7 protein-coding genes are annotated in these 24,435 nt (G+C 41.0%); 2 read left to right on the top strand and 5 right to left on the bottom strand.

Translation table 11 applies throughout. The annotated features are described in order from the left end of the window. Positions 1 to 69: 69 nt before the first annotated feature. A complete protein-coding gene (locus tag GR160_RS05875; RefSeq protein WP_160748890.1) occupies positions 70 to 6,894 on the bottom strand; it encodes a choice-of-anchor Q domain-containing protein in 6,825 nt (2,274 codons plus the stop codon). A 317-nt stretch (positions 6,895 to 7,211) separates the two neighbouring features. On the opposite strand from GR160_RS05875, the gene GR160_RS05870 reads away from it, so the two are divergent. After that, positions 7,212 to 11,339, top strand: coding sequence for an ATP-binding protein (locus tag GR160_RS05870; protein WP_160748889.1), 4,128 nt, complete (start codon positions 7,212 to 7,214; stop codon positions 11,337 to 11,339). Positions 11,340 to 11,391: 52 nt separating this feature from the next. On the opposite strand, the gene GR160_RS05865 is transcribed toward GR160_RS05870, so the two are convergent. Next, positions 11,392 to 12,870, bottom strand: coding sequence for a tetratricopeptide repeat protein (locus tag GR160_RS05865; RefSeq protein ID WP_160748888.1), 1,479 nt, complete (start codon positions 12,868 to 12,870; stop codon positions 11,392 to 11,394). An 85-nt stretch (positions 12,871 to 12,955) separates the two neighbouring features. Further along, a complete protein-coding gene (locus tag GR160_RS05860) occupies positions 12,956 to 16,111 on the bottom strand; it encodes a T9SS type A sorting domain-containing protein (RefSeq protein ID WP_160748887.1) in 3,156 nt (1,051 codons plus the stop codon). Between the two features lie 391 nt (positions 16,112 to 16,502). On the opposite strand from GR160_RS05860, the gene GR160_RS05855 reads away from it, so the two are divergent. Continuing rightward, positions 16,503 to 18,710, top strand: a complete 2,208-nt coding sequence (locus GR160_RS05855) for a histidine kinase dimerization/phosphoacceptor domain -containing protein (RefSeq protein ID WP_160748886.1) — start codon at positions 16,503 to 16,505, stop codon at positions 18,708 to 18,710. 59 nt (positions 18,711 to 18,769) lie between these two features. On the opposite strand, the gene GR160_RS05850 is transcribed toward GR160_RS05855, so the two are convergent. After that, complete coding sequence (locus GR160_RS05850; protein ID WP_160748885.1) at positions 18,770 to 20,056, bottom strand: efflux RND transporter periplasmic adaptor subunit; 1,287 nt, start codon at positions 20,054 to 20,056, stop codon at positions 18,770 to 18,772. 9 nt (positions 20,057 to 20,065) lie between these two features. Beyond that, positions 20,066 to 24,421 (bottom strand): CusA/CzcA family heavy metal efflux RND transporter, encoded by a 4,356-nt coding sequence (locus GR160_RS05845; RefSeq protein WP_160748884.1) that lies wholly within the window; start codon positions 24,419 to 24,421, stop codon positions 20,066 to 20,068. Positions 24,422 to 24,435: the final 14 nt, after the last annotated feature.

The raw sequence follows: 24,435 nt of genomic DNA, 5'->3' as shown, positions 1-24,435 counted from the left end.
TAAAAAATCGCCCGGAAATTTCCCCCCTCCGGACGATTTTACAAAAATGGAAAAATACACTATCTTATATTAAAACAAGATCTTTTTAGATACCATTGTACCATTGGCAGTGGTTATTTGCACTATAAGCATTTGCTCTTGTACCTGTAAGTTGGATATAGCAGTCTTAACAGCGTTTATTGCATCTTTTCGGTACAGAAGCCTGCCACGTGTATCATAAATTGCAACACTTTTCATGATTTCATTTCCTGAATTTATGGCAATAGCATTTTTATCTTTATAAATAATCACGTTATTGGCTGTAAATTGAGGTTGGCCATTACTGAGTGTTTGTGTGGTATATACAACCTCAAACCTCTCATTAAAAGCACCTGCCTCACTGGTAAAGGTATAAGAGGTATCAAGGTTGTTAACAGTCCCTAAAAGGTTATCTTTTATGTAAATATCCTGTCCCTGTTCAAATAACCCTTCAACGCGATCCAAGGCAATAGTAAACGTACCTGCTGTTGTAGCGGTAAACCCTATAGGCACCACATCGCTAACCTCAAATGGTGGTCTTGCCTGTATGCTAAGGTTGGTTTGTGCAGCAAGAGAATATAATGACACACTGCTGCCATCGTTAAGCTGTAGCCCATCATATCCATAATCCAGATCTAAAGTGGCGTCATCCATATATACTATAGCGGCCTGGCTAAAACCATCCTGCTCATTAGCAATATTCAACCAAAACCTTGATGTGGTTGTTTGCGCTGTTCTAAAAAATCCAATATTAGCAGTAGCTGGCCTGCGCATGCTGTTTGAAAAGGTTATGTTCGTGGCTGTTGGGTTTTGTTTGGTCCTTACAATAAATCCTTGTGCCGGAGCTATAAGCCAGTTTGCATTACTACCGGTAAAATAGGAACTTAGGTCGATATTGCCGCCCCCGGCTATATTAGCTGTATAAGCAGCCAGCGTTAGTGAGGCGTAAGATGATACCAACGAATTATTTCTTTTCCTCCAAAAATAGATAGCTGAATTATTTTCGATAACTCCACTATTCTGATTGTAAAAATCTGCTACACTTATAGGAGAAGGGTAGGGGTTACCTACAGCAGTATAACGGTCAGCTTCTAAAGATGCTGCCCTCGCCACATTTCCATTATGCGCTACACCTGTAAAGATACCCTCATAACTGTAAGCTGCTGTGCCTGCATTATATCCCGGCACAGCCGTATTGCCGTTAGGCATTCGCACAAGGTAACCTTTTGCAATATCAAAGCTTGTCGTTTCGGGATTTACAATCCAATATTGTTCTAAACTTCTATTCAATGCAGGATCAAAGCCATAACCATACTCGTAAAAGCGACTGGTATTGGTTTGCGGAGAAAAAGCAAGAAGATTTTGGTTTGCAACCGGACTCGACCATAATGTATAATCCAGCCTGTAAAGCGGGTTGCTGTTTTTCTTATATATTATGTTACCGTTGTTTTGTACATTGTCTGTTTGAACCAATGCTGCGTTGTTGTTAAAAGTAAGGGTTGCATTATTATTTACCGTTACCGTACCTTTTATAGTGAATGTATGCCCTGAGTTTACAACTACATTACCACCGTTTACTGTAAGCGAGCATGCTGTGATGTTTCCTGTAGAGGTATAGTTGCCATTAATAACCGCTGTATATCGGTTAGAAGTTGGCGTGTCGTTGTTCCAGGAGCTGCCGTTCCATGTGGTGGTTATAGTACAATCTACGGATCCCTGATATTCATAAGCTCCCATGTCTATAATGCCTCCGGTGGCATATCCATATACCCGAGAGTTGCCTGCAAGATCTAATGTGGCAGAGCCAAGCCCTGCAAAATAATCGTTATTACCCGCATTAATGGCAGAGCTTGATGCCTGCAGCCTGTAATCTCCGCCTGCACTTAAACCCGGAGCAAGCGGTGCCACAAACATTGGATTTATATCGCCGCTGATGTTGCCGTTCTCGGTGCTGTTAACCCCCTGAACAAGACTGTTGTAATAAGTAGGTATGGAATTATCATTATAAATACCATAGTAATTATTAGATACAATAGAGTAATTAGTGTATATGATGCTATTTCTGATAACCGGTGCAGCGTTTGAATTGTGTATACCTGCGCTATTATTAGACCTGTTACCGCTTATAGTAACATTTATTAAAATAGGAGAAGAAGATGAATTGTAGATTGCGCCGCCATACCAACCAGAATTGCCACTTATGGTTACATTTACAAGTGTTGGAGAGGAATTATTATAATTACACATTCCACCTCCGTAACCACCACTGTCATTGCCAATAATTTTCACATTCGAAATCATGGGTGAAGAATAGTTGTCATTAAAAATGCCTGCACCGGAACCTGGACCGGATTCATTATGTGTAATGATTAAATTTTTAAGCATCGGTGACGAATAATTGTTATTTATTCCCGGCCCCCTGGAATAATTCTTGCCTGATGTGATTGTAAATCCATCTATTAGAGCTGTATTATTGAGAGGTGTTTCCACAGAGAAATCATTATTTATTACCCTACGATCGTTATTACCACTCAACACTGTAACGTTAGTGTTCCAGTTGCGTTGTGCTAATAATGTTTCCGTACCATTAAAACCGCCATATATAGCTACATTGTTTTTCATAACAAGTCCATTACCTGCGGTGTAGTGTGTGCCTGCCGCTACCCATACCTGCTCTACGCCAGTAGCATTTACCATAGCCTGTAAATCGCTGCTGGCATTTGCCCAACTGGTACCATCGCCGGTGCCTGTTGCTGTTGTTTTTACATAGTGTATAGGGTAAATTATAGTTACTGTTACCGCAATGCGGGCACTCTCGCAGCCATTTACCGTTTGAGTTGCATAATAAGTGCCAGTTGTAAGGGCAGCATTATTATCCAGTGGCGCACCACCGGACAATGAGTTATACCATTGTATGCCTTGCCCTGTAGCGCTAAGGTTATCTACACTTGCAGGTTCACTTAACGTTTGTGCCGAGGCCACCGGTGCTGCCGGTATCGGGTTTACGGTAATATTAACTGCCCTTCTGGTACTTTCGCAGCCGTTCACTGTTTGGCTTACAAACAATATAAAATTCCAAGGCTCAGCATTACCTGTAAAAACTGCATAAGGCCCTAATGGAGATCCTCCGGTAGCAGAAAAATACCATTTTAGATTGTTGCCATTTGCTGAAAGATCTACTGTCCTAAACCCATTGCAAAACGTTTGTGCCTCTGCCGTGGGGGCTTCCGGTATGGGGTTTATGGTAATACTTACTGCTGTCCTTGTGCTTTCGCAGTTATCTACGGTTTGCGAGGCATAATAAGTGCCTGTGGCAAGGGTAGCAGTTGTTGCAAGTACATTACCCCCTGTTGAGTGAGAGTACCATTTAATCTCAGTACCATTGGCAGTAAGATTAGCTACGATAGCACTGCCGCAAAATACCTGTGCTGTGGCAGTTGGCGATGTTACCGGCGTTGCCTGATATTCATAGGCACCAATGTCTACCGCACTTCCATAAATCCTTTGATTACCGTTAAGGTCTGTAGTTATATCTGTAACATAACTGTTATTTCCCATATTAATTAGTGGGCTGCAGGCGGTAAGCCTATAATCACCCCCGGTACTCACCCCCGGTGCAAGAGGAGCTACAAACATTGGGTCTGTATTACCGCTTATATTGCCGTTTTCTGTACTGGTAAGTCCTTGCACTAAGCTATGGCTGATAGCAATAGCAGCTAATGGACTGGCGTTATATAAACCGTCACTATTGTTATAAACAATGGTATTTCGGATTATAATGTTGGAAGTAAAATTAATCATTCCCCCGCCATGGGTCGCTGTGTTACCACTTATAGTTACATTACTAAATATTGGTGAAGAAGAAGACTGATTATTTATTCCGCCTCCCTCTCGTGCTGTATTCCCGCTTATGGTTACATTGGTAAGGACTGGCGAAGAATATCCCACGTTAAGCATACCACCACCTAATTGTGCTGTATTTCCGCTTATAGTTACATTGGTAAGGGTTGGAGATGCATAATTATTAAGTATCCCGCCGCCGCCGCTGCTGATATTTCCATTACTTAAGGTAAAACCATTCAGTACCGCAGTATTGTTAAGCGGGGAACTGCTAATAAAACTGTTATATACTACACCATGCTGGTTGTTGCCGCTCAATGTAGTAACATTAGTTACCCAGTTACGCTGTGCCAGTTGGTTTTCCGTACCCGCAAAGCCACCGTATATGGCTACATTGTTTTTCATCACAAGACCACTGCCTGTGGTGTAGTGTGTGCCTGCCGCTACCCATACCTGCTGTACGCCTGTTGCATTTACCATAGCCTGCAAATTGCTACTGGCATTAGCCCAACTGGTACCGTCGCCTGCACCGGTGGCCCTTGATTTTACATACCTTGTATTTATTAATGTTACCTGTACTGCTGTACTGGCGCTCTCGCATCCATTTACCGTTTGGGTGGCATAATAGACGCCCGCTGTAAGGGTAGTATTATTAGCCAAAGGAGTACCACCGGACGATGTGTTATACCACTGTATGTTTTGCCCTGTAGCACTAAGGGTGGCCACGGTTGCAGGTGTGTTTAAGGTTTGTATTGATGGTGCCGTTGGCGCTGCGGGTAATGGGTTTATGGTAACATTTATGGCTGTCCTGGCACTCTCACAGCCATCTGTTGTCTGGGTTGCATAATACGTGCCTGTAGCGAGGGCTGTGGTTGTTGCCAGCACTGCACCCCCTGTAGCCTGAGAGTACCATTTAATGTTGCTCCCGCCGGCAGCAAGGTTTACTACGGTAGCATTACCGCAAAATGCCTGTGGGCTGGCAGCTGTTGGCAGGGCCACCCCTGGCGTTGCCTGATATTCATAGGCGCCCATATCGGGTGTGGTGCCGTAATTGCGCGGGTTGCCTGCCAGGTCGGTAGCCACATTGGTAACATAGCTGCTGCTGCCCCTATTTATAACCGGGCTGCAGGGTGAAAGCCTGTAATCGCCACCAGTGTTTAAGCCGAAGGCCATTGCAGATACAAACATAGGGTTTACACTGCCGCTCAGGTTGCCGTTTGCAGTATCGGTAAGGCCCTGCACAAGACTGTTGGTCATGGTGTAGTTTCCGCCAATACCGTTTTGGTTGCCGTACACAATAGTGTTTTGCAGGGTCATGCCTGCTGTAGAGTCAGTGTTTTGTATGGCGAAGTTCCTGTTTCCTGCCAATGTAACATTTATAAGTGTGGAGGAAGAATCAACCCCATTACGGATACCACCACCTGTCGTAGCCGAATTTCCAGATATCAACACATTGGTAAGTACAGGGTTTGAATTGGAATTATTAAAAATGCCGCCGCCGCTTGAGCCGCTATTCCCTTTTATGATTACATTGGTTAATAATGGCGAAGAATAGCCGTTGTATATGGCACCCCCGCCGCCGGTAGCTGTATTACCACTAAAAATCAGGTTTCTTAATGTGGGGTGGGCAACATAGTTATACATACCTGCGCCATTGTCTGCACTGGCTGCGGTAATAGTAAAGCCGTCCAGCACGGCACTGTTTGTAAGCGGGTTCCCGGTACCAAAGGAATTGTAAAACACCCGGCGCTCGTTATTGCCGCTCAGTGTGGTAACGTTAGTGTTCCAGTTGCGCTGTGCCAAGGCTGTCTCGGTGCCTGCAAACCCGCCATAAATGGCAACGTTGTTCTTCATCACGAAGCCGTTGCCTGTACTGAGATACGTGCCTGCCGCTACCCATACCTGCTGTACTCCTGTAGCATTTACCATAACCTGTAGGTTGGCACTGGCATTGGCCCAGCTGCTGCCATCGGCAAGGCCGCTTGCCGTGGGCTTTACGAACCGTATGGAAGTGTCATAATACTCGTATGCACCTAAATCTACAGCCGTGTTAGATATCCTTGGGCTGTTGTCCAAATCTGTGTTAATGCCCGAAGGTATATGGCTATTGTTGCCTGCATTAATTGCCGGGCTTCCGGGCTGTAGCCTGTAGTTGCCACCGTTATTTATCCCAGGTGTTAGTGGAGCTACAAATATTGGGTTTATATTGCCGCTTATATTACCGTTTGCGGTATCGGTATATCCTTGAACTAAGCTATTACTGATAGTAGGCGTAGAGGTATTGTTTTCTACACCGTTACTGTTATTATATACAATTGTATTTCGGATTACAGGATTGGAAGCAACGTTATAAATCCCACCACCTAAATTGGCAGTGTTGCCGGCTATGGTTACATTAGTAAGGATTGGAGACGAATTATGAGTGTTATACATTCCGCCGCCAGATTGTGCAGTGTTTCCACTTATGGTTACATTGGTAATATTCGGGGAAGAGTTCATATAATTATACAATCCACCACCAACTTGGTGTGCTGTGTTTCCGGTTATTGTCAGATTACTTAGCGTAGGAGAGGCATATTCATTATAAATACCGCCTCCATAAGCTGTAGCTCCCCCAGTAATAGTAAAACCATCCAGCAGCGCAGTACTGTTTAGGGGAGAATCAGCATAAAAGCTGTTGTATATGGCACATCTCACGTTATTACCACTCAATATAGTTGCATTTGTTAACCAGTTGCGTTGTGCTAACTGGTTTTCCGTACCTGCGAAGCCCCCGTATATGGCGACATTGTTTTTCATCCGGAAATTGTTATGACCGCTAATGTAAGTACCTGCCGCTACCCATACCTGCTGTACGCCTGTGGCGTCTATCATTGCCTGAAGGTTACTGCTGGCATTTGCCCAGCTTGTACCGTTGCCTGTGCCGCTGGCAGTGGGTTTTACATAGCGTATGGTTTGTGCATTCATGCCGTAGGCAAACAGCATCAGCGCAAACCATAAAAGTTTCATCGTGCTTTTTTGTGCTTTTGTTGTCATTTTCGTTTTTGGTTTTGTATAGTGTATGAAGTGATTTTTAATAAAGAGATACTGCTTAATTTTTTGTTAATAAAACAGTACAATTTTAAAGGTTTGCGCGCTGTTGCTATGGTAAATTCCAGTCAAAAAATGGTAAAATCCGCGCATTTTAAAGTTTTTTTTGGGGATAGTACTAACTCAAAATGCATTGGTTTATAGTTTTTTACATTTTTTAAAATATTGTATCAAAAATTTTATGGTAATTTTTTTTGAACGTTATTTGCACTAATCAAATAATAAATAAAAGCAACTTGTACGTCGATCATTTTTATCTTCGGATGTGTTTTTTCAGTGCCATTAAACTACTGCTCTTTTTGGTCAGTGCTATTGCCGTGGCTCAGGAAAGCAATCTGAAGTTTAGAAAGCTGTCTATAAACGACGGGTTATCGCAAAGCTTTATATCAGATATTGTACAGGACAAAAATGGCTTCATATGGACAGGTACTAAAGATGGCCTTAATCGATATGACGGTTACATTTTTAAAGTATATAAAAATGTTCCTGCAGATAAGAATACCATTAGCGAAAACCACATTTCGTGCCTGCATACCGATGCTAATGGCAAACTGTGGGCAGGTACTGTGAACAATGGGCTTAATTTATATAATGAAACTACCGATGGTTTTATAAGGATACGTTTTGATAGCAACAACTTTAGCGGAAAAATAAGTTGCATAACCAGTAAAGATAATCGGCTTTGGGTGGGCTTTGCCGATGGTAAGATAGTTTGCTTTAACGCCACTGCTAACTTAAATACAGCAATAAAACCTGAAATAGTTATAAATAGCATACCTTCTAAAAATGGAATTTTGCCTGTGCCTGATGCTCTTATACAAGATAGCCGAAACCGACTATGGATTGCTACGGCTACCGGTATATGGCAGGCCAATCTTACCAATAAAATACCCCAAATTGCCCAGCCAAAATATCCGGTATATGTTACCACCTTTGCCGCAGGGCAAAAAAGGGCAACACTGCGCGATGAGAGCCTTAATCCTGTAAATATTCAGGCGATGGCTTTTGAGGCCGATAAAAATGGTGACATCTGGATCGTTACCGAATATGGACCGATACGTTTTGACGAAAAAAAGAATACGTTTAATTTATATAAGCTTTGGGAAAATAAAGACTCCTGGGAAAACCGCACCCATTCGCTTACCCTAAAAACTACCGGTAATAAAAAAGAGTTGTGGGTAGGACTGTCTAACGGTATTGGCATAATAGACCTTAAAACCGACAGGTTTAAAATATATGAAAGTAAAGACTATGCCGGGCTTGTAAAAGGAAAAGTTTACTCGGTTTTTGTAGAGAGAGGAGGGTCGGTATGGTTTGGCAGCAACGGCGATGGCATATCTGTATATTCACCTGCATTGTCGTTGTTTAACAATGCCCTTCCGGCATCTCCTGTGCTTGAAGAACTACCATCGTTAAGGAGCATACATTCGCTCGGCTTTGTCGAAGTAGATAAAACCACAAAACATTTATGGGCAAGTTCTTATATAAAATTCCTTACATCAACAGCTACACCAAAAAGTAAACGCAAAGGGGAGTGGCAAACGGCAGAAAACCTTTTAATATGCTACAATTTTTGCCAGGATTGGCAAGGTACTGTATGGATGACTGGCTATAAAGGTTTTGCTGGCTATAACCCAAGATCAGGACAACTCAAATACTTAAACCCAAACATAACTTATCCTGGTTTTGTGCTTGCCGATGCAGTGCGTAAAAAAATATGGTGTTCTACTAACCGGAGCCTTATTTTATTTGATCCGCAAACTAAAACGATTGATGAGTTTGTTTATCCATTTGCATCAAAGAGTAATACCGAAACCTACAAAAGACATTCCTACACCACAATATGTGAAGACCCGGACGGCACTTTATGGATAGGCACTCCCAAAGGACTGCTGCATTTTGATCCGCTAAAAAAAACATACACTAAACAGTTGGCACATAGCGAGCAAAATTCAAAGAGCTTAAATGCAAACGAAATAAAATGTTTGCTTAACGATCCTGCCGATACCAACATACTATGGATAGGTACTGCCGGTGGTGGCCTCAATAAATATGATAAAGCAAAGAACGCATTTGTAAATTATACTGAAAAAGACGGATTATCTAACAACACAGTTTACGGAATATTAGCTGACAAGGCTGGAAACCTTTGGATGAGTACTAACAAAGGTATTTCTGTATTTAATACCTTAAAAGGTAGTTTTCGTAATTATGATGTAGACAATGGTCTGCAGAGTAATGAATTTAATACAGGAGCTTATTACCAAAGCCCGGATGGAGAAATGTTTTTTGGCGGTATAAACGGTTTTAATCGTTTTTATCCGGAAGAAATATTTGCCCCGCATTACAGTCCGCCTGCAAATATAGTTTCTATTACTTCTTTAGCAGGAAATAATAGTTCAATATTGCCCAAGAATAATACCATAGAGTTACCCTACGATCAAAACAGTATAAGCATATCGCTGGCTGCACTGGATTATTCTAATCAGGATAAAAACCGATATGCCTATCGTATATTGGAGCTTAATGATAATTGGATCAGTACCGGAACTCAAAGAAATATTACTCTTACAGGTCTCGCCCCCGGAACTTATACTTTCCAGGCAAAAACTACTGATGCCTATGGCGAATGGGGCAATAATATTGCAAGTGTTGCCATACATATATTGCCGCCATGGTGGCAAACAGTTTGGGCGAAGCTTGTTTATCTATTGATCATTGCCGGTATTATATATTTTGCATGGAAAAGACAGATGTTGAGACAAAAGGAAAAAGAACGCCTGAAACAACAGCAGCGCGAAGCAGAAAACCTTGCCGAACTGGACGCTTTAAAAAACCGTTTCCTGACTAACATAACCCATGAGTTTCGTACGCCATTAACGCTTATTAAAGGACAGGTAGAAATGATGCGCGGCTCAGGTTTGGAAAACAACTATCGCAGGCTTGATGAGATAGAAAAAAGCAGTGTCAGGCTATTAGAACTCATTAACCAGTTACTCGATCTTTCTAAGCTTGAAAGTGGTGCTTATGAACTGGTGTACAAGCATGGCGACCTTTATGAAGAAATACTGCACCTGAGTAATATGTTTGAGGCTATAGCTTCCCAAAAAAACATAACACTTACAACGTATGTATCTGAAAATGCTAAAGCACTGCTGCCGTTAAGTAATTATGCTTATTCACAGGAAGCGGTAATTACAATTGTATCTAACCTGCTGTCTAATGCATGTAAATTTACTCCCATAGGAGGCAATATAAATGTGCAGGCAGATATTGATGAAGATGAGGTTATTATATCGGTAACAGATTCAGGACCTGGTATCGACAAAGACCACCTTCCAAAAATATTTGATCGTTTTTATCAGGTAGAAACCTCTTCAAAGCGCAGTTTTGAAGGTTCGGGTGTAGGGCTTGCACTTGTAAAAGAGCTTACCACCCTGCATAATGGTAAGATATCGGCACAAAGTACAGTAGGGGTGGGTACAACTTTTACTGCCTCTATTCGCCTTAGATATGATATTGAAAGCTTTACTACATCCAGAGAGGCAGCGAAAATCACAACGACTTCCGAAGAATATAATAGCATTATTGAAATCTCTGGCAGTAACGATCCTGATAATGATTTGCCATTGATATTGGTCGTTGAAGATAATCCTTCGCTGAGGTTGTTTATTTGTGAAAGCCTTGGCATTGGTTACCGTACTGTTCAGGCTGAAAACGGATGTGAAGGCCTTTTGCTTGCGGCTAAACTTATACCCGATCTTATTATAACAGATATAATGATGCCGGAAATGGATGGGTTTGAGTTTTGCGGAAAAATAAAAGATGATATTCTTACCTGCCATATACCTGTTGTTATGCTTACTGCAAAATCATCGGGAGACAGCAGAGTGACTGGCCTGGAAGCCGGTGCAGATGATTATCTGGTAAAGCCTTTTTCTGTTAAAGAGCTGCGTGCTCGGGTTCAGAACCTTATACGCCTGCGCAATATACTCAGGGAAAAATTCAGCACAGATATACTTAAAAAACCTGAAGTAGCAACACTGAACCAAAAAGATACGGCGTTTTTAAACCAATTGCTGGCGATTGTAGAGCATAACCTCTCTGATACTTCTTTTGGAGTAGAACAGCTTGCATTTCTTTCCGGTATGAGCGGTTCACAGCTAAACCGTAAGCTTAAAGCATTAAGCGGGCAAAGTACACTCAAGTTTATTAAAAATATCCGTTTGCAAAAGGCACTCGCACTACTTAGGGAGGGTTCGGATAATATTACAGGTGTAGCCTATTCAACAGGATTTGACTCGCCCGGATATTTTACAAAAGTATTTAAAGAACATTTTGGGGTGCTACCGTCTGAAAAGGAAAAAGTAGAATCTATTAAGATATTATAACACTGGTTAAGGCTCTGTTTCTAAACAAACACATTCCGAATTTAAAATAGCGTTACGATATAATATGTTGCAGGTATTGCTCTACGCTTTCGTAACCATTGGGCTGAAGTTTTTTCTTTAGCCTCATTTTGCAGGCTCTTACGCTTTGCGGTGAAATACCCAATATGCTTCCCATATCATTACCATTTAACTGTAGCCTCATAAGCACCAAAATGCGTACTTCTGCCTCGGTAACGGCAATTCCGCTGTGCTTGATCCTTCTGAAAAAATCCGGATAAATAGCCTTAAAACGACCTTTGAACTTGTCCCAGCCGTCATCGGTAAATATTTTTTGTTCAAGCAGTTCGTTTACATCATAATCCGTCTTGGCAGGATCTTTAACGGGCTCCTGCAATTTGTTTATTATGTTGTTTTTATGGGTAAGGTCTATAATATAAGTTTTAAGTTCTTCTTCTTTTACCTGTATGAGTTGCAACGAGTTTTGAAGTTGCATTTCCAATTGTTTTTTCCTGAACCTGATGATGGAAAGGTATCTGTAAATAAAGAATGCAGAAATAAGCAGTACAATTATAACGCTTACTGCGGTTAGCAATAAGCGGTTGTTGGCGATTTCTTTTTCATTCTGTAGATTTTTTATACGCAGGTTCTTGACCTCAATGCCCAGGTTAGCCTGGTATTGTGAGAGCAGATTGCTTTGGTTGGCCTCCATAACTTCTTTTTCTACATCATAATGCTTTTTAAAGTAATATAATGCAGAATCCTGTACATTAAAAAGATCATAATTACGGGAAAGTTCCCGCAGGCCCTCGCTTATGCGAACTTTGCTTTTTACCTTATAACTTAGTTTCAGGCATTTGTGTCCGGCTAATAAAGCTTTCTCTTTGTTGCCTTGTTTGGCATATACAGTACTCAGATTTTGGTAGGCCGTTGCCATTCCTTCGGTATAGTTTATTTTTTTGCACTCTTCCAAAGACAGCAGGTAATATTTTAAAGCCGGGTCAAATGCACCCGAAAATCGGTATATCTGCCCTTGGTTATTGTAAGCAATAGCGAGGTCGCGCGGTTCTCCAAGTTCCCTGAAAATATCAATAGCTTCGTTATTTTGTGCAAATGCTGCTTTAAAGTCGCGCTGTTCTTTAAGTATCAGTGCACGGTTTGTATGGGTCAGGCCTAAAAGCCTTTTCATACCGATTTTTTCAGCAATTGCAGCGGCTTCTGTATAGCACTCCATTGCGGCAGTATTGTTCTCCAAACGCCAGTGTACAAGCCCCAGATTATTGAGGAGTGTTGCGGTCTCTTTTTCATCACCAGATGCTTTTACCTTTTCATAGGCTCGGGTAAAATAGTTCAGGGCTTCCTGATAGTTACCCATGCGCCACTGTTCATTGCCCAGGTTGGTTAGGGTAGCCGAGTCGTCCCGTACAGGCGGATTTTTTTGCATAGCCGTATCATTACTGCTTTTATTGCAGGATACAACCAACAATAAAAAACACAGTATGATCAGCTCTCTTACTTTGTTTTTATTCAGCATGTCCAAATTTAAATTTTATAAGTCATAAAAATACAAAAAGGCTCCGCTTTTATGAACGGAGCCTTTGTTTGCCTGATTGAAGAGATTATTTTATTACCATTTTGCGGGCCTGTTTCAAACCGTTAGATTCTATTTGGTAAAAATATATGCCGGGTGCCAGGCCTTTAGATTCAAATGTTATGGTGTTTGTACCGGGAGCATAATTCTCATTAGCAATTTCCCTTATAAACCTGCCTTGTGTATTATACAGTTTTAGTACTGCTTTACCGCCGTTAATTAACGTAAAAGGTATTGTGGTATTTTCGCTTACTGGGTTAGGATAGTTTTGTCCCAATACATTTGTTGCTGTTCCAGGGTTTAGTATAACAGGAATTCCAAGTGTGCCGTCATGCTCGGTTTCAAAAAAATAAGTACCTTCATAAAAAGCCTGGTTTCCTGCACTGCCTGCCAGCAATAGCCTGTCGTCTGTGTGCGGAACCAATCTTTTTCCATAAAACTCTGCATATTCAGGGCCTACAAAAAATTCCTCACTACTGTCTGCACCATTTGCATCAACCGTTACAAGGGATGCAATAGGGAAGGGGCTATTGAAAATTTTGTGCGGGAATGGGTCAATAATTACCTGATCCATAATGTAGCACACATCAGATCCGTCAATATGGAAATCATTATAATAACGCATGCTTTCTGAAGCAAAGTCCCAAAGCAGGTTTCCATCTGCGCTGTATTTTACAAGCGCGTTGTGTATTTCACCGTCATCAGCAAGGCTATAACCTACAACGGCAATATCTCCGTTGCTAAAAGGCTTAACCGTATATGAGCGTTCATTTTTATTGTCCTGACCAAAGGTATTGCTCCACAGTGCCTCGCCTGATGCACTTATTTTTGCGGTTATAATGTCTTCATAATAAGTGTTGATGTTTTGTGTATAACCGTTTATATAAATGCTGTTGTCAGTTGCTATATAAAGGTCGGTACCCGAAGAAGATTCCCCTTCAACAATTACGGGCGTAATCCATCCGGGCGAACCATCTGCATTAAATTGTACCGCTGTTAGATTAACCTCCCTTGCCATGAAGTTGCCACTGCCGTGAGCACCGGTTAGTATTAAGCGGCCATTGCTGTCAACTTTTCCTGCACTTATCTGATAGATGTTATTGCCGCTTATGCCCGGCATATATGTTTTCCATGCTTCAGAGCCATCTGAATTAAGCTTAATGCCAAGGAAAGAAGCACTTTGACTATCTTCAGTCTCATAGGCAGTTCCACCAAGATATACAGAACCGTCTGCTTGTGGTTCCACAACATATACTGACGGGTTATAAAGTTGTGTTTCGACCGACCAAAGCTGGGTGCCTTCAGGAGAAAGTTTTATAACTTTTAATTGTGGCGGATACTCTTCAAAGCCGGGTAAAAGGCATACATAAGCATTACCATCGGCATCAGTACGGCCTATAATACCCTCAGCAGCATTACCATTTGCAGCATTATACACTACATTCCATGCAATGTTACCGTCAGCGTTATGTTTTACAATAAAGTAATTAGAAGTAAGCATTCCATTGCTAAACTGATAGTATGATCCGGTAGAAAACGTGTTGCCGTTACCATCGGCAAACGAATTTAGCATTGAAGCACTGGGTGAGCCAAGATTGCTGTATATAGCACTCCATTGAGTTGCGGGAGCGACATTGCCAAATGCTGATTTAACTGTTTCAAAAACAGCTCCGTTTGCACTATAAAAAGAGTTGACTGAGAAGTAAACATTACCTGTATTATCTATACCTGCTCCGGCCATATTGCCCATGCTTGCAGTACCATCGGCAGTAGATATTACAAAGGCGGCCTGACCTGAAAGGTTACCCTCCGGCGAATATTTATAGGCACGTGCGGCAACATCCTGCTGCCATTCTTCTGCACCCGGAGTCATACCGTTTGCCGATACTATAATGTTATCATCATTATCAAAAGATAGTGTAGCATTAGTCGTTTCAATAAGATTTGTTGTTTCTTCGACCCAGTTTTGTGTACCATCTGTATTATAAGATATCAATACCGTACCGTCATCGGCAAAACCGCCAAGATGGCTTCCTGCCACATACAATGTATTATTTCTAAGGGCAATTTTCCAACCTAAGGTTATTTCTGTTCCGCTTTTGTAGGTTTCCACCCATTGCTGCACACCTTCAGAATTGTATTTAATGGTACCTATACGGTTAAGGAAAGTGTCAAAAGTTCCGGTAACATAAATGTTGCCATCGGCATCTGTAATAATGGCGCGAGGCACAGAGTTGGTTACATCGGTAATGTTATCCGGATCATTACTTTCATAATTATAAGCCTGTTCCCATAATTTTGTACCCTCCGGGTTATATTTTACGGTGTGGTAGTTGAGCCAACCGTCTGCGTTAGGACTGTATCCGGTAACAATTACATTATCGGTAGCATCTACGGCAACGGCCATAGCCTCGCTCCAGGTTTCGCCTCCTGTCGGATTTTCAGTATGATGCCACTGCTCTACGCCATTGCTGTTGTATTTAAGCGTAAGATAGTCTACTGAGTTGCCCGACCATGCAATACCCGTAATGTAAACGCTGCCATCTGCACCTGTTACCATAGCATTAGGAATTTCAATACCTTCATTTCCATTATCAAATGTGTTGTCCCAGATCATGACGCCGCCTGGTGAATATTTGATAACACGGATATCCATATCGTTACCGTTCCATTTAAGTCCTGAAACTATGATATTGCCCGAATTATCAAAAGCTATTTGCATGCCATACTCAACTGCATATATGGTTGCCTGTTCGCGTTTTTGCCACAATATTTGCCCATTGGCGTCTACTTTCATGGTAAAAAAATCTCCCGAAGGCTGGCTTTCGTTAGTGCTGCCACCCGTAATGTAGGTGTTGCCCTCACCATCTGTAATAGAAGCATAGGGCACATTGTTGCCTTTATAGGCTTCTCCTCCGTAAAATTCATAATCATTAGAGAGGGTAGTATGTTGAGCATTGTGTTTAATGCCCATTTGATCCAGCATTTTTTGCTGCGGGTTGATGACTGGAGAATTGCTGTAATTGGGTTTAAAGACCTTCCATTTCATTAATGAAGAAACAGCCCCTGTGGTTTTAGAAACCTCATAGCCATTTTGAGCTGTTAGGGCAGGAGGTTGTGAATGGACTGCCATTGGTAATGCTGCAGCCAGTAAACCAAAGATGTGTTTGGTAATAAATTTCATATTAATACAATTTAATTGGTATACGTAAATTTACTATTGCACACTGTATTTACAGTATCTTTTGTGTTGACATTGGTGTAGACAAATATCATTTTAGAGTGTAATAATTAAAAAGTGTGTAGTATATATGTGCAGATATATGTATAGGTTGTAAGAATCTCAAAATGATGTCGATTTTTTCGATAAGGATTTATAGATGATGTTTTCATAAAGAAGCAATTCATTTGCATTGAAAAAATCTTAACATAATTTAATATCTTTTTGATTATTCTCAAAATGATTTTGCTTTGAGGTGTTTCTGTAAGATAAATTATAAAACAGCAGCCGTAATTTGTTTTATGTTAATAGGTTGCGGTATTTTTTTACTTTTATGATTGCAAACACTTCCCTTATGAAACTCTTTTTAAAATATCTGTTGCTATATATAATTGTTGGGAGCGGATGGCTCAATGCCGGAGAAATATCTTTTAAGGAAGGTATTAGTTCAGCAGGATCAGACAATGTTACTGAGCTTTTGAAAAAAGCTGAAGAATTTATGCAGAAACCAGGATTTTCGAAATCTGATATTGTTAAGGCGTTAAATAATATTCAGATGGCTGAATCCATTTCTGCTTCGACAAAAAATGATATCGATCTTGCCCGGTGTTATATACATTATATAGAAGCATATTGTAAGGCAGATAGGAAGAATTTGGCAATGGACTATTTTGATAAAGGATTGTCTATTTTAAAGACCCAAAAACCTAATGAGATTTTTGGCGATCTATACCTAACATTAGCATTTTACTATTATGACAACGAAACAGATTATGATAAAAAAGCAAGCAATATAAATAAAGGCATTGATGCATTTAAGAGGGCAAAAAAATGGGTTAGGGTTGGAGAAACCTATCATATGCTTGGTGCAGAGCATAGGTATATGAGTCGTTCTAAAGATGCCATAGAGGCACTTAAAAAGTCTATCTACTTTTATAAAAAAGCAGGATATAAGCAATTACAAAAAGTTTATGATGAGTTGGGAGACCAGTACACACACCTTCATAGAGATCATGAAGGACTGCAATATGGACTGGCAGCTGTAAAACTTGCCGAACAATTTAAAGACACCCTGCTTTTGCCTACTGTCTATACAAGTATGGGGCTAAAATATTTTAATATAAAAGAGCCTCAAACCGCTTTGTATTATTTTGAAAAGGGAATGCCTTATGCGATAAAGAATAGAGATACCATCAATATTTATTATTTACTGAGCAATTCAGCAGCTGCTCTTCAACAGCTTAAACAATATGACAAAGCATTGCAGAAACTTGATGAACTGGCAGAATATAAGGTGCCGGATGCCAATCTTAACCTTATAAACCGTTCTATGTATACATCGATTTATCTTGGAAAAAAAGAGAATAAACGTGCACTAAAAAACGCGAAAGAGATATTAAATGAAATGAACAGTATGGAAGGCCATATTGAAAACTATCGTTATGTGTATAAGGAATATATAGATGCCTGTTATGCCAATAAAATGTATACAGAAGCACGTAATTATGTAGAGAAATATAAAAAGGTGCCCGAAGAAATAACACTCAATGAACTTATTTTTATTTATCACTGGCAGTTTAAGTTAGATTCTATAGAGGGAAATCCTGTTGGTGCACTAAAAAATTATCAGGCATTTATTAAGGTTAAAGATGATATGTATAACGCCACAAAAAGCGGACAGTTTGCAGCCATGGCGGTTAAATATGAAAGTGAGAAAAAAGATAATGATATTAAACTACTTGCTAATGAAACCAAGCTTCAAAAGCAAAAAATAATACAGGCAGGCTTAGAAAGAAATTATGCCATAGCCGGAATAATTTTTATAATACTTATAGCCTCAGTTATTTTTATTGCATACCGAAATAAACTTATATTAACTAAGAAACTTCGTGTAAAACAGTTACAGATTACACACAAAAATAAAAAGCTTAGTAGGCTGGTAACCGAGAAAGAGTGGCTGCTAAAAGAAATTCATCACAGGGTAAAAAACAATTTGCAAATTGTAATGAGCCTTTTAAACAGTCAGAGCGTTTATCTTAAAGAAGAATCGGCTAGGGTTGCTATAGAAAGCAGTCAGAGGCGTGTTCACTCCATGGCGCTTATTCATCAAAAATTATATCAGGCCGATACACTCTCGGCAGTTGCTATGGATGGTTATATAAGAGAGCTGGTAATTTTTTTAAAAGACAGCTTTGATAACGGCTCCATACATTTTGAGATCGATGTGGATGATGCCGAATTTGAAGTTTCTCAGGCGGTTTCGGTAGGGCTCATACTCAATGAGGCTATTACTAATTGTATTAAGTATGCTTTTAATAAAAAAGATATGCCCGTAATAGACATATCTCTTAAAAAGGCTGATGATGAGTTTTATGAACTTATAATAAGAGATAACGGTAAAGGTTTACCGGAAAATTTCGATATTATGAAGGTTAATTCTCTGGGAATGAAATTAATCAAAGGCCTTTCAGGAGACCTGGGCGGTTCTTTTGAAATTTTTAATGATAATGGCACCGTTATAAAAGTATGTTTTACAAAAATATATCTTAACGCTTATGCGTAGATAATCAAAAATCCCTAAAATCAAAAATGATTTCAGGGATATAAAATTTAATTTAAAGATCAATGCGCGTGCCCGCCGCCGCCGGCATTTTTAATTAAGTGGCTCTGTATATAATATGCCCCTTTAAGCACAATTTTTGCATTTTTTTGCAAAGGTTCTACAACTGTTATTTGTGTGTATCCCAATTGCGATGTGCCCGTTTTTACTTCTATGCGCTTAAAATTATATATAGTGCCTTCATTTTCATGGCTATCAGTGTCGTTTTGAGAGTGTCCTTCGGTCTCATCATGGGCATCTTTGTGTTTATCATGCCCTTCATCCAAAATAAAAATATATTCTCTGCCGTCAGCTTTTACAACAGCTTCATTAGGTAATGCCTGCACAGCGTTGGCACCCACATCTATCAGTGCATTAACATACATGCCGGATATAAGACTGGAACCGGGATTCTCTATATCAGCATGTACGGCAACCGACTTAGTTTCGTTTTCGAATGACTGACTGATATTGAATACCTTTCCTTTAATTTCCTTGTTATCCTGATTGGTAAGCACAAAGCGTATGGTTTGTCCCGGTTTTACCTTACCCAGATCTTTCTCATAGACCAAAAGATCGACATGCAGCTTAGAATTATCCACTATGCTTAAAAGTGGTTTGCCAACTTCGGCATTGCTGCCAATTTTAATATTAACATTGGTTATATAGCCTGAGATCGGTGCAATAACAGGCATTGAAGCCGTAGCCGAACTACTGTTCAAATTCAGTAATGACAATTGCTTGCCTAACGATGCAAAACGGGCTTTTTCAGCTTCATAATCGGCCTTGGTGCGTTGGAAAACCTTTTTAGAATTTACGTTTTCCTCACTTAGTGTCTTTTGTCTTTCGTATTCCTGTTTCAGAAATTCGAGGTTGCTGTTGGATGTAGCATAAGCTTCCTGAAGTTTAGCAAATTCCGGGCTTTCTACTACTGCAAGCACCTGGCCTTTAGTAACACGTTGCCCCTCTATGACATTTATTTTTGACACAACCCCGGTTAAATGAACCGATACGTCTGCCTGATTTTGAGGAGGCAGTTCGGTATAGCCGTTTGCATTGATCACTTCGCTAAGGTTCTTTTTGGAAAATGTTCCCAGCTCAATAGCCGAAGCCTTAAATTGCGCTTCATTCAGTTCTACTTCTTTACTAATAGTGCTATGCTCATTTTTCTCACCGCCTGTTTTGTGTTCTGCACCATGATCATGAACTTCTTCCTTTTGCGTATTACTCAGTATATAATACTCCACCAAAATTACTGTTGCAAGGCCAAAGATGATATAAAATAAGGTTTTAAATTGTATGTTTTTCATTGCTGTATATTATTGATTAAGCAGGTATTGCAGGTTAATGGCAGCCTGATTGTAATTATTGATAGCATTGATATAATTGATACGAATGGCAAGCGAGGTTTCCAGTCCCTGTACATATTCTACGTAGCTAATATCTCCGTTTTGGTAGGCTTTTGTTGCATTACCCGAAATGGTATTGGCATTAGGCAATGCCGTATCGGTATAATATTGCAGCATGGCCGCATAGGTTTCCAACTGTTTTAGCTGTTGTTCATAGCTGCTATTAAGCTGTGCCTTGAGATAATCGGCGTTGGCCTTTTGCAGTTGGATATTGGTATTGGCAGCTTTTACCCTCGCAGCCGACGCATTCCAAAATAGTGGAATGTTGATACCGATTGAAAATCCCTGGAAGCGCAGTGCATTGTTGTAATAGGTACTTACACCATTCCATTCCTGGCTGCCTGTAAGCGATTGTATAAAATAGCCTGCTGATATATCCGGCAGTAATAATGAACGTTCGGTTTTCTTTTCAGCTACAGCCACATTGACTTGTTGTTGCGCCAATTGAAGCGTAGCATTTTGTGATACTTGTGTACTGTCCTGTTCGCTTATAAATGTATTTGGACTGAACTCCGTTTCGGCTGCAATAAAATCTCCGTCGAGTTTTAAAAGGGTTTTCAGTTTTGATTTCTCAACAATGATGAGTGCCTCGTTCTGTTTTATTTGCTGCTGTAGTTCCAACTGTTTAACTTTAGCTGTTACGTTTTCCAGCGATCCGGTTTCCCCGGTTTGAAATTTTAGCTCTGCCGCACGTACAAACTTTAGCATCAGGCTGTTTTGCTCGCCCAAAACTTTATTGAGCTGTGTATAATAAAGCATGGCATTCCAGCTTTGCCTGATCTCGAAGATGATATCCTGTTTTGTTTGCCCAAGGCGTAGTTCACCTACCTTTACATTTTCATTGAGCAGGCTTCTGCGTGCACCATACCGAAACGGGCTGAAGGTTTGCGATACACTGAAGTTCTTGTCCTGTGCATGGCTGTTTATTTGCCCAAACGTACCGTTGATTTCCGTTTTTGGGGAGTCAAATGCTGTACTGCGCAATTGTTGCTGTCGCGAAACTTCAAGGCCGGAAGCCTGTACAGCCCCGTTGTTTCTAAGCCCGGTTGCGATGGCTTCATGCAATGTAAGGGGAAGGGGCTGTTGTTGTGAGAAACCTGCAAATGGCAGCAGTAAAAGTAATATTACCGCCAGTTTTAAACCTTTTGTAGTATCGTTATTTCCTTTAAAGCCCTTCTCAAAAAAGTAATATAATATGGGTAACACCACAAGGGTTAAAAGTGTAGCCGTTACCAGCCCGCCTATAACCACAGTGGCAAGGGGCTTTTGTACCTCGGCACCTGCGCCACCACTTAATGCCATAGGCAAAAAGCCCAGTGACGCCACAGAGGCAGTCAGCAATACCGGCCTTAACCTTACTTTTGTTCCTTCCCTTATGCGTTCATAAATATCGGTTATACCTTCTGTTTTCAGTTCATTGAAGTAAGCAATCAGTACGATACCGTTCAGTACCGCCACACCAAAGAGCGCAATAAACCCAACACCCGCCGAGATGCTAAACGGCATGCCGCGCATCCAGAGGGCAAAAACCCCACCAATAGCCGAAAGCGGTATCGCGGTAAAAATCAGTACCGATTGTTTTATAGATTTAAATGTAAAGTACAACAGTATAAAAATTAACCCCAGCGCTACAGGTACTGCTACCATAAGCCGGCTGTTGGCCTGTTGCAGGTTTTCAAACTGGCCGCCATATGTAACATAATATCCCGCAGGGAGCTTGAGGTTTTTATCCAGTTTTGCCTGTATGTCTTTTACCACGCTTTGTACATCGCGCTCGCGTACGTTAAAGCCTACCACAATGCGGCGGTGCCCATCTTCTCGGCTAATCTGCATAGGCCCGTCTTCAAATTTTATATCGGCTACTTGCTCCAAAGGTATTTGGTTGCCTGAAGGCAGGGTAACATACAGCGATTTAAGATTATTGATATCCTGTCTTTTATCTTGTACAAGACGTACCACGAGGTCAAAACGTTTCTCGCCTTCATATACCGTCCCCGCGGCTTCACCGGCAAAACCCATACGCACCACACGGTTAAGATCTCCCACATTAAGGCCGTACAGGGCAAGCTTGTCTTTATCGTATTTCACGGTAATTTGCGGTAAACCGGCAACACGTTCGGGGCGTGCATCGGTAATGCCTTTAATGTCCTGTATTTGCTCCATTATCTCATCTCCGGCACTTACAAGCCTGTCAATATCCTCACCAAATATCTTAATGGCTACATCGCTGCGTATCCCTGTCATTAGTTCATTCATGCGCATTTGAACCGGTTGTGAAAACTCGGTAGTAGCACCCGGTATTTCTTCCAGTGCTTTTTCCATTTTAGCCATTAGCTCTTCCTTGGTTTTGGCTGAAGTCCACTCATTTCTGTTTTTCATAATAATGATCATATCACCCGCTTCCATGGGCATTGGGTCGGTAGGTATCTCGGCACTGCCAATTTTAGTTACGATCATCTTAATCTCAGGAAACCTGCTGCGCAGTATCTGCTCTGCCTTGGTGGTGGCCTCTATTTCCTGCGAAAGTGAACTTCCTGACGAAATGATAAGATGCGTGGCGATATCACCTTCATCAAGCGTAGGGATAAACTCCCCGCCAAGTGAATTGAACAGAATAAGTGCCACGGCAAATAATGTTACTGAAACGCCTATAATAATGCCTTTTACTTTTAGTGCACCGTCTAACAACGGCCTGTATACACGATATACCGTAGCAATAATTTTATCGCTGAAATTAGGCGTATGTCCGGTAGATTTACTCAGCACCAGCGAACTCATCATCGGTACGTAGGTAAGCGATAATATAAAAGCACCTAAAATGGCAAACGAAACGGTTTGTGCCATAGGGCCAAACATTTTGCCTTCGGTACCGGTAAGTGCTAATATGGGCAGGTACACGATAAGGATGATGATCTCGCCAAAAGCTGCGCTGCTTCTTATTTTTGAAGATGCCTCATAGACTTCCTCATTCATGTTATCCTTAGTAAGTTTACCCTTTTTCATGGTCTCAAGCCGATGAATGATTGCCTCAACAATAATTACAGCCCCGTCTACAATAATACCGAAGTCAATAGCCCCAAGGCTCATGAGATTACCGCTGACATTGAATAAATTCATCATACAGATAGCAAACAGTAACGCCAAGGGTATTACCGAAGCCACGACAAGACCCGCACGCCAATTGCCTAAAAGCAGCACCAGTATGAATACTACAATAAGCGCACCCTCTATCAGGTTTTTTTTAACCGTACCTATGGCATGATCCACTAATTTTGTACGATCGAGAAAGGGTTCTATGGATACACCCTCAGGCAGTGATTTTTTGATTTGTTCTATTTTTTCTTTTACACGGCCTACAACCTGCCCGCTATTTTCGCCTTTAAGCATCATTACCATTCCGGTAACTTCTTCGCCTTTGCCGTCTTTGGTTGTAGCACCATAACGGATGCTGCTGCCCAACTGTACTTTGGCAACATCACGAACCAATACGGGGATACCGTTCTGGTTTTTAATAACAATTTTATTAATATCCTCAATGCTGTTTACCATACCTATTCCCCTGATAAAATAAGCATAAGGCTTTTTATCGATATATGCGCCTCCGGTATTTTCATTATTAGTCTCAAGTGCGGCAAATATCTCGGCTGTAGTGGTATTCATACTCTTGAGCCTGTCCGGGTTTACTGCAATTTCATATTGTTTTAATGCACCACCCAGTGTATTAACTTCAGCTACGCCGCGAGTACCTACCAGTTGCGGCCTGATGATCCAGTCCTGTATGGTTCGGAGCTGCATGGCATCATATTTTTTTTCGTACCCTTTTTGAGGGTATACAACATATTGGTAAATTTCACCAAGCCCGGTGCTTATGGGGGCCATTTCGGGCGAACCAAGATTTTTTGGAATAACATTTTCCGCTTCTTTAAGACGTTCTGATATCTGTGCCCTTGCCCAGTATATATCGGCATCTTCTTCAAATACTACGGTTACAACGCTAAGTCCGAAACGGCTTACAGAACGCAGCTCTACAACTTTCGGGATGGGTTTTACCGCCATCTCAATAGGGTAGGTTATGAATTGCTCTACATCCTGTGTGGCAAGCGTTGGTGAAGTGGTAATGATCTGTACCTGATTGTTTGTAATATCTGGCAGCGCATCGATGGGGAGGTGGGAAAGCGAATAGCCTCCTGTTAGTATTAATGCCAAAGTGAACAGCCCAATAATAAACTTATTATTGATACTGAAATGAATTATTTTGTCTAACATTGATTATAAATTAA

Origin of the sequence: Flavobacterium sp. Sd200, assembly GCF_009826935.1 — a bacterium.
GTDB lineage: Bacteria > Bacteroidota > Bacteroidia > Flavobacteriales > Flavobacteriaceae > Flavobacterium.
Note: the sequence above shows the minus strand (reverse complement) of the source record. Positions and strands in the feature narration are given on the sequence as shown.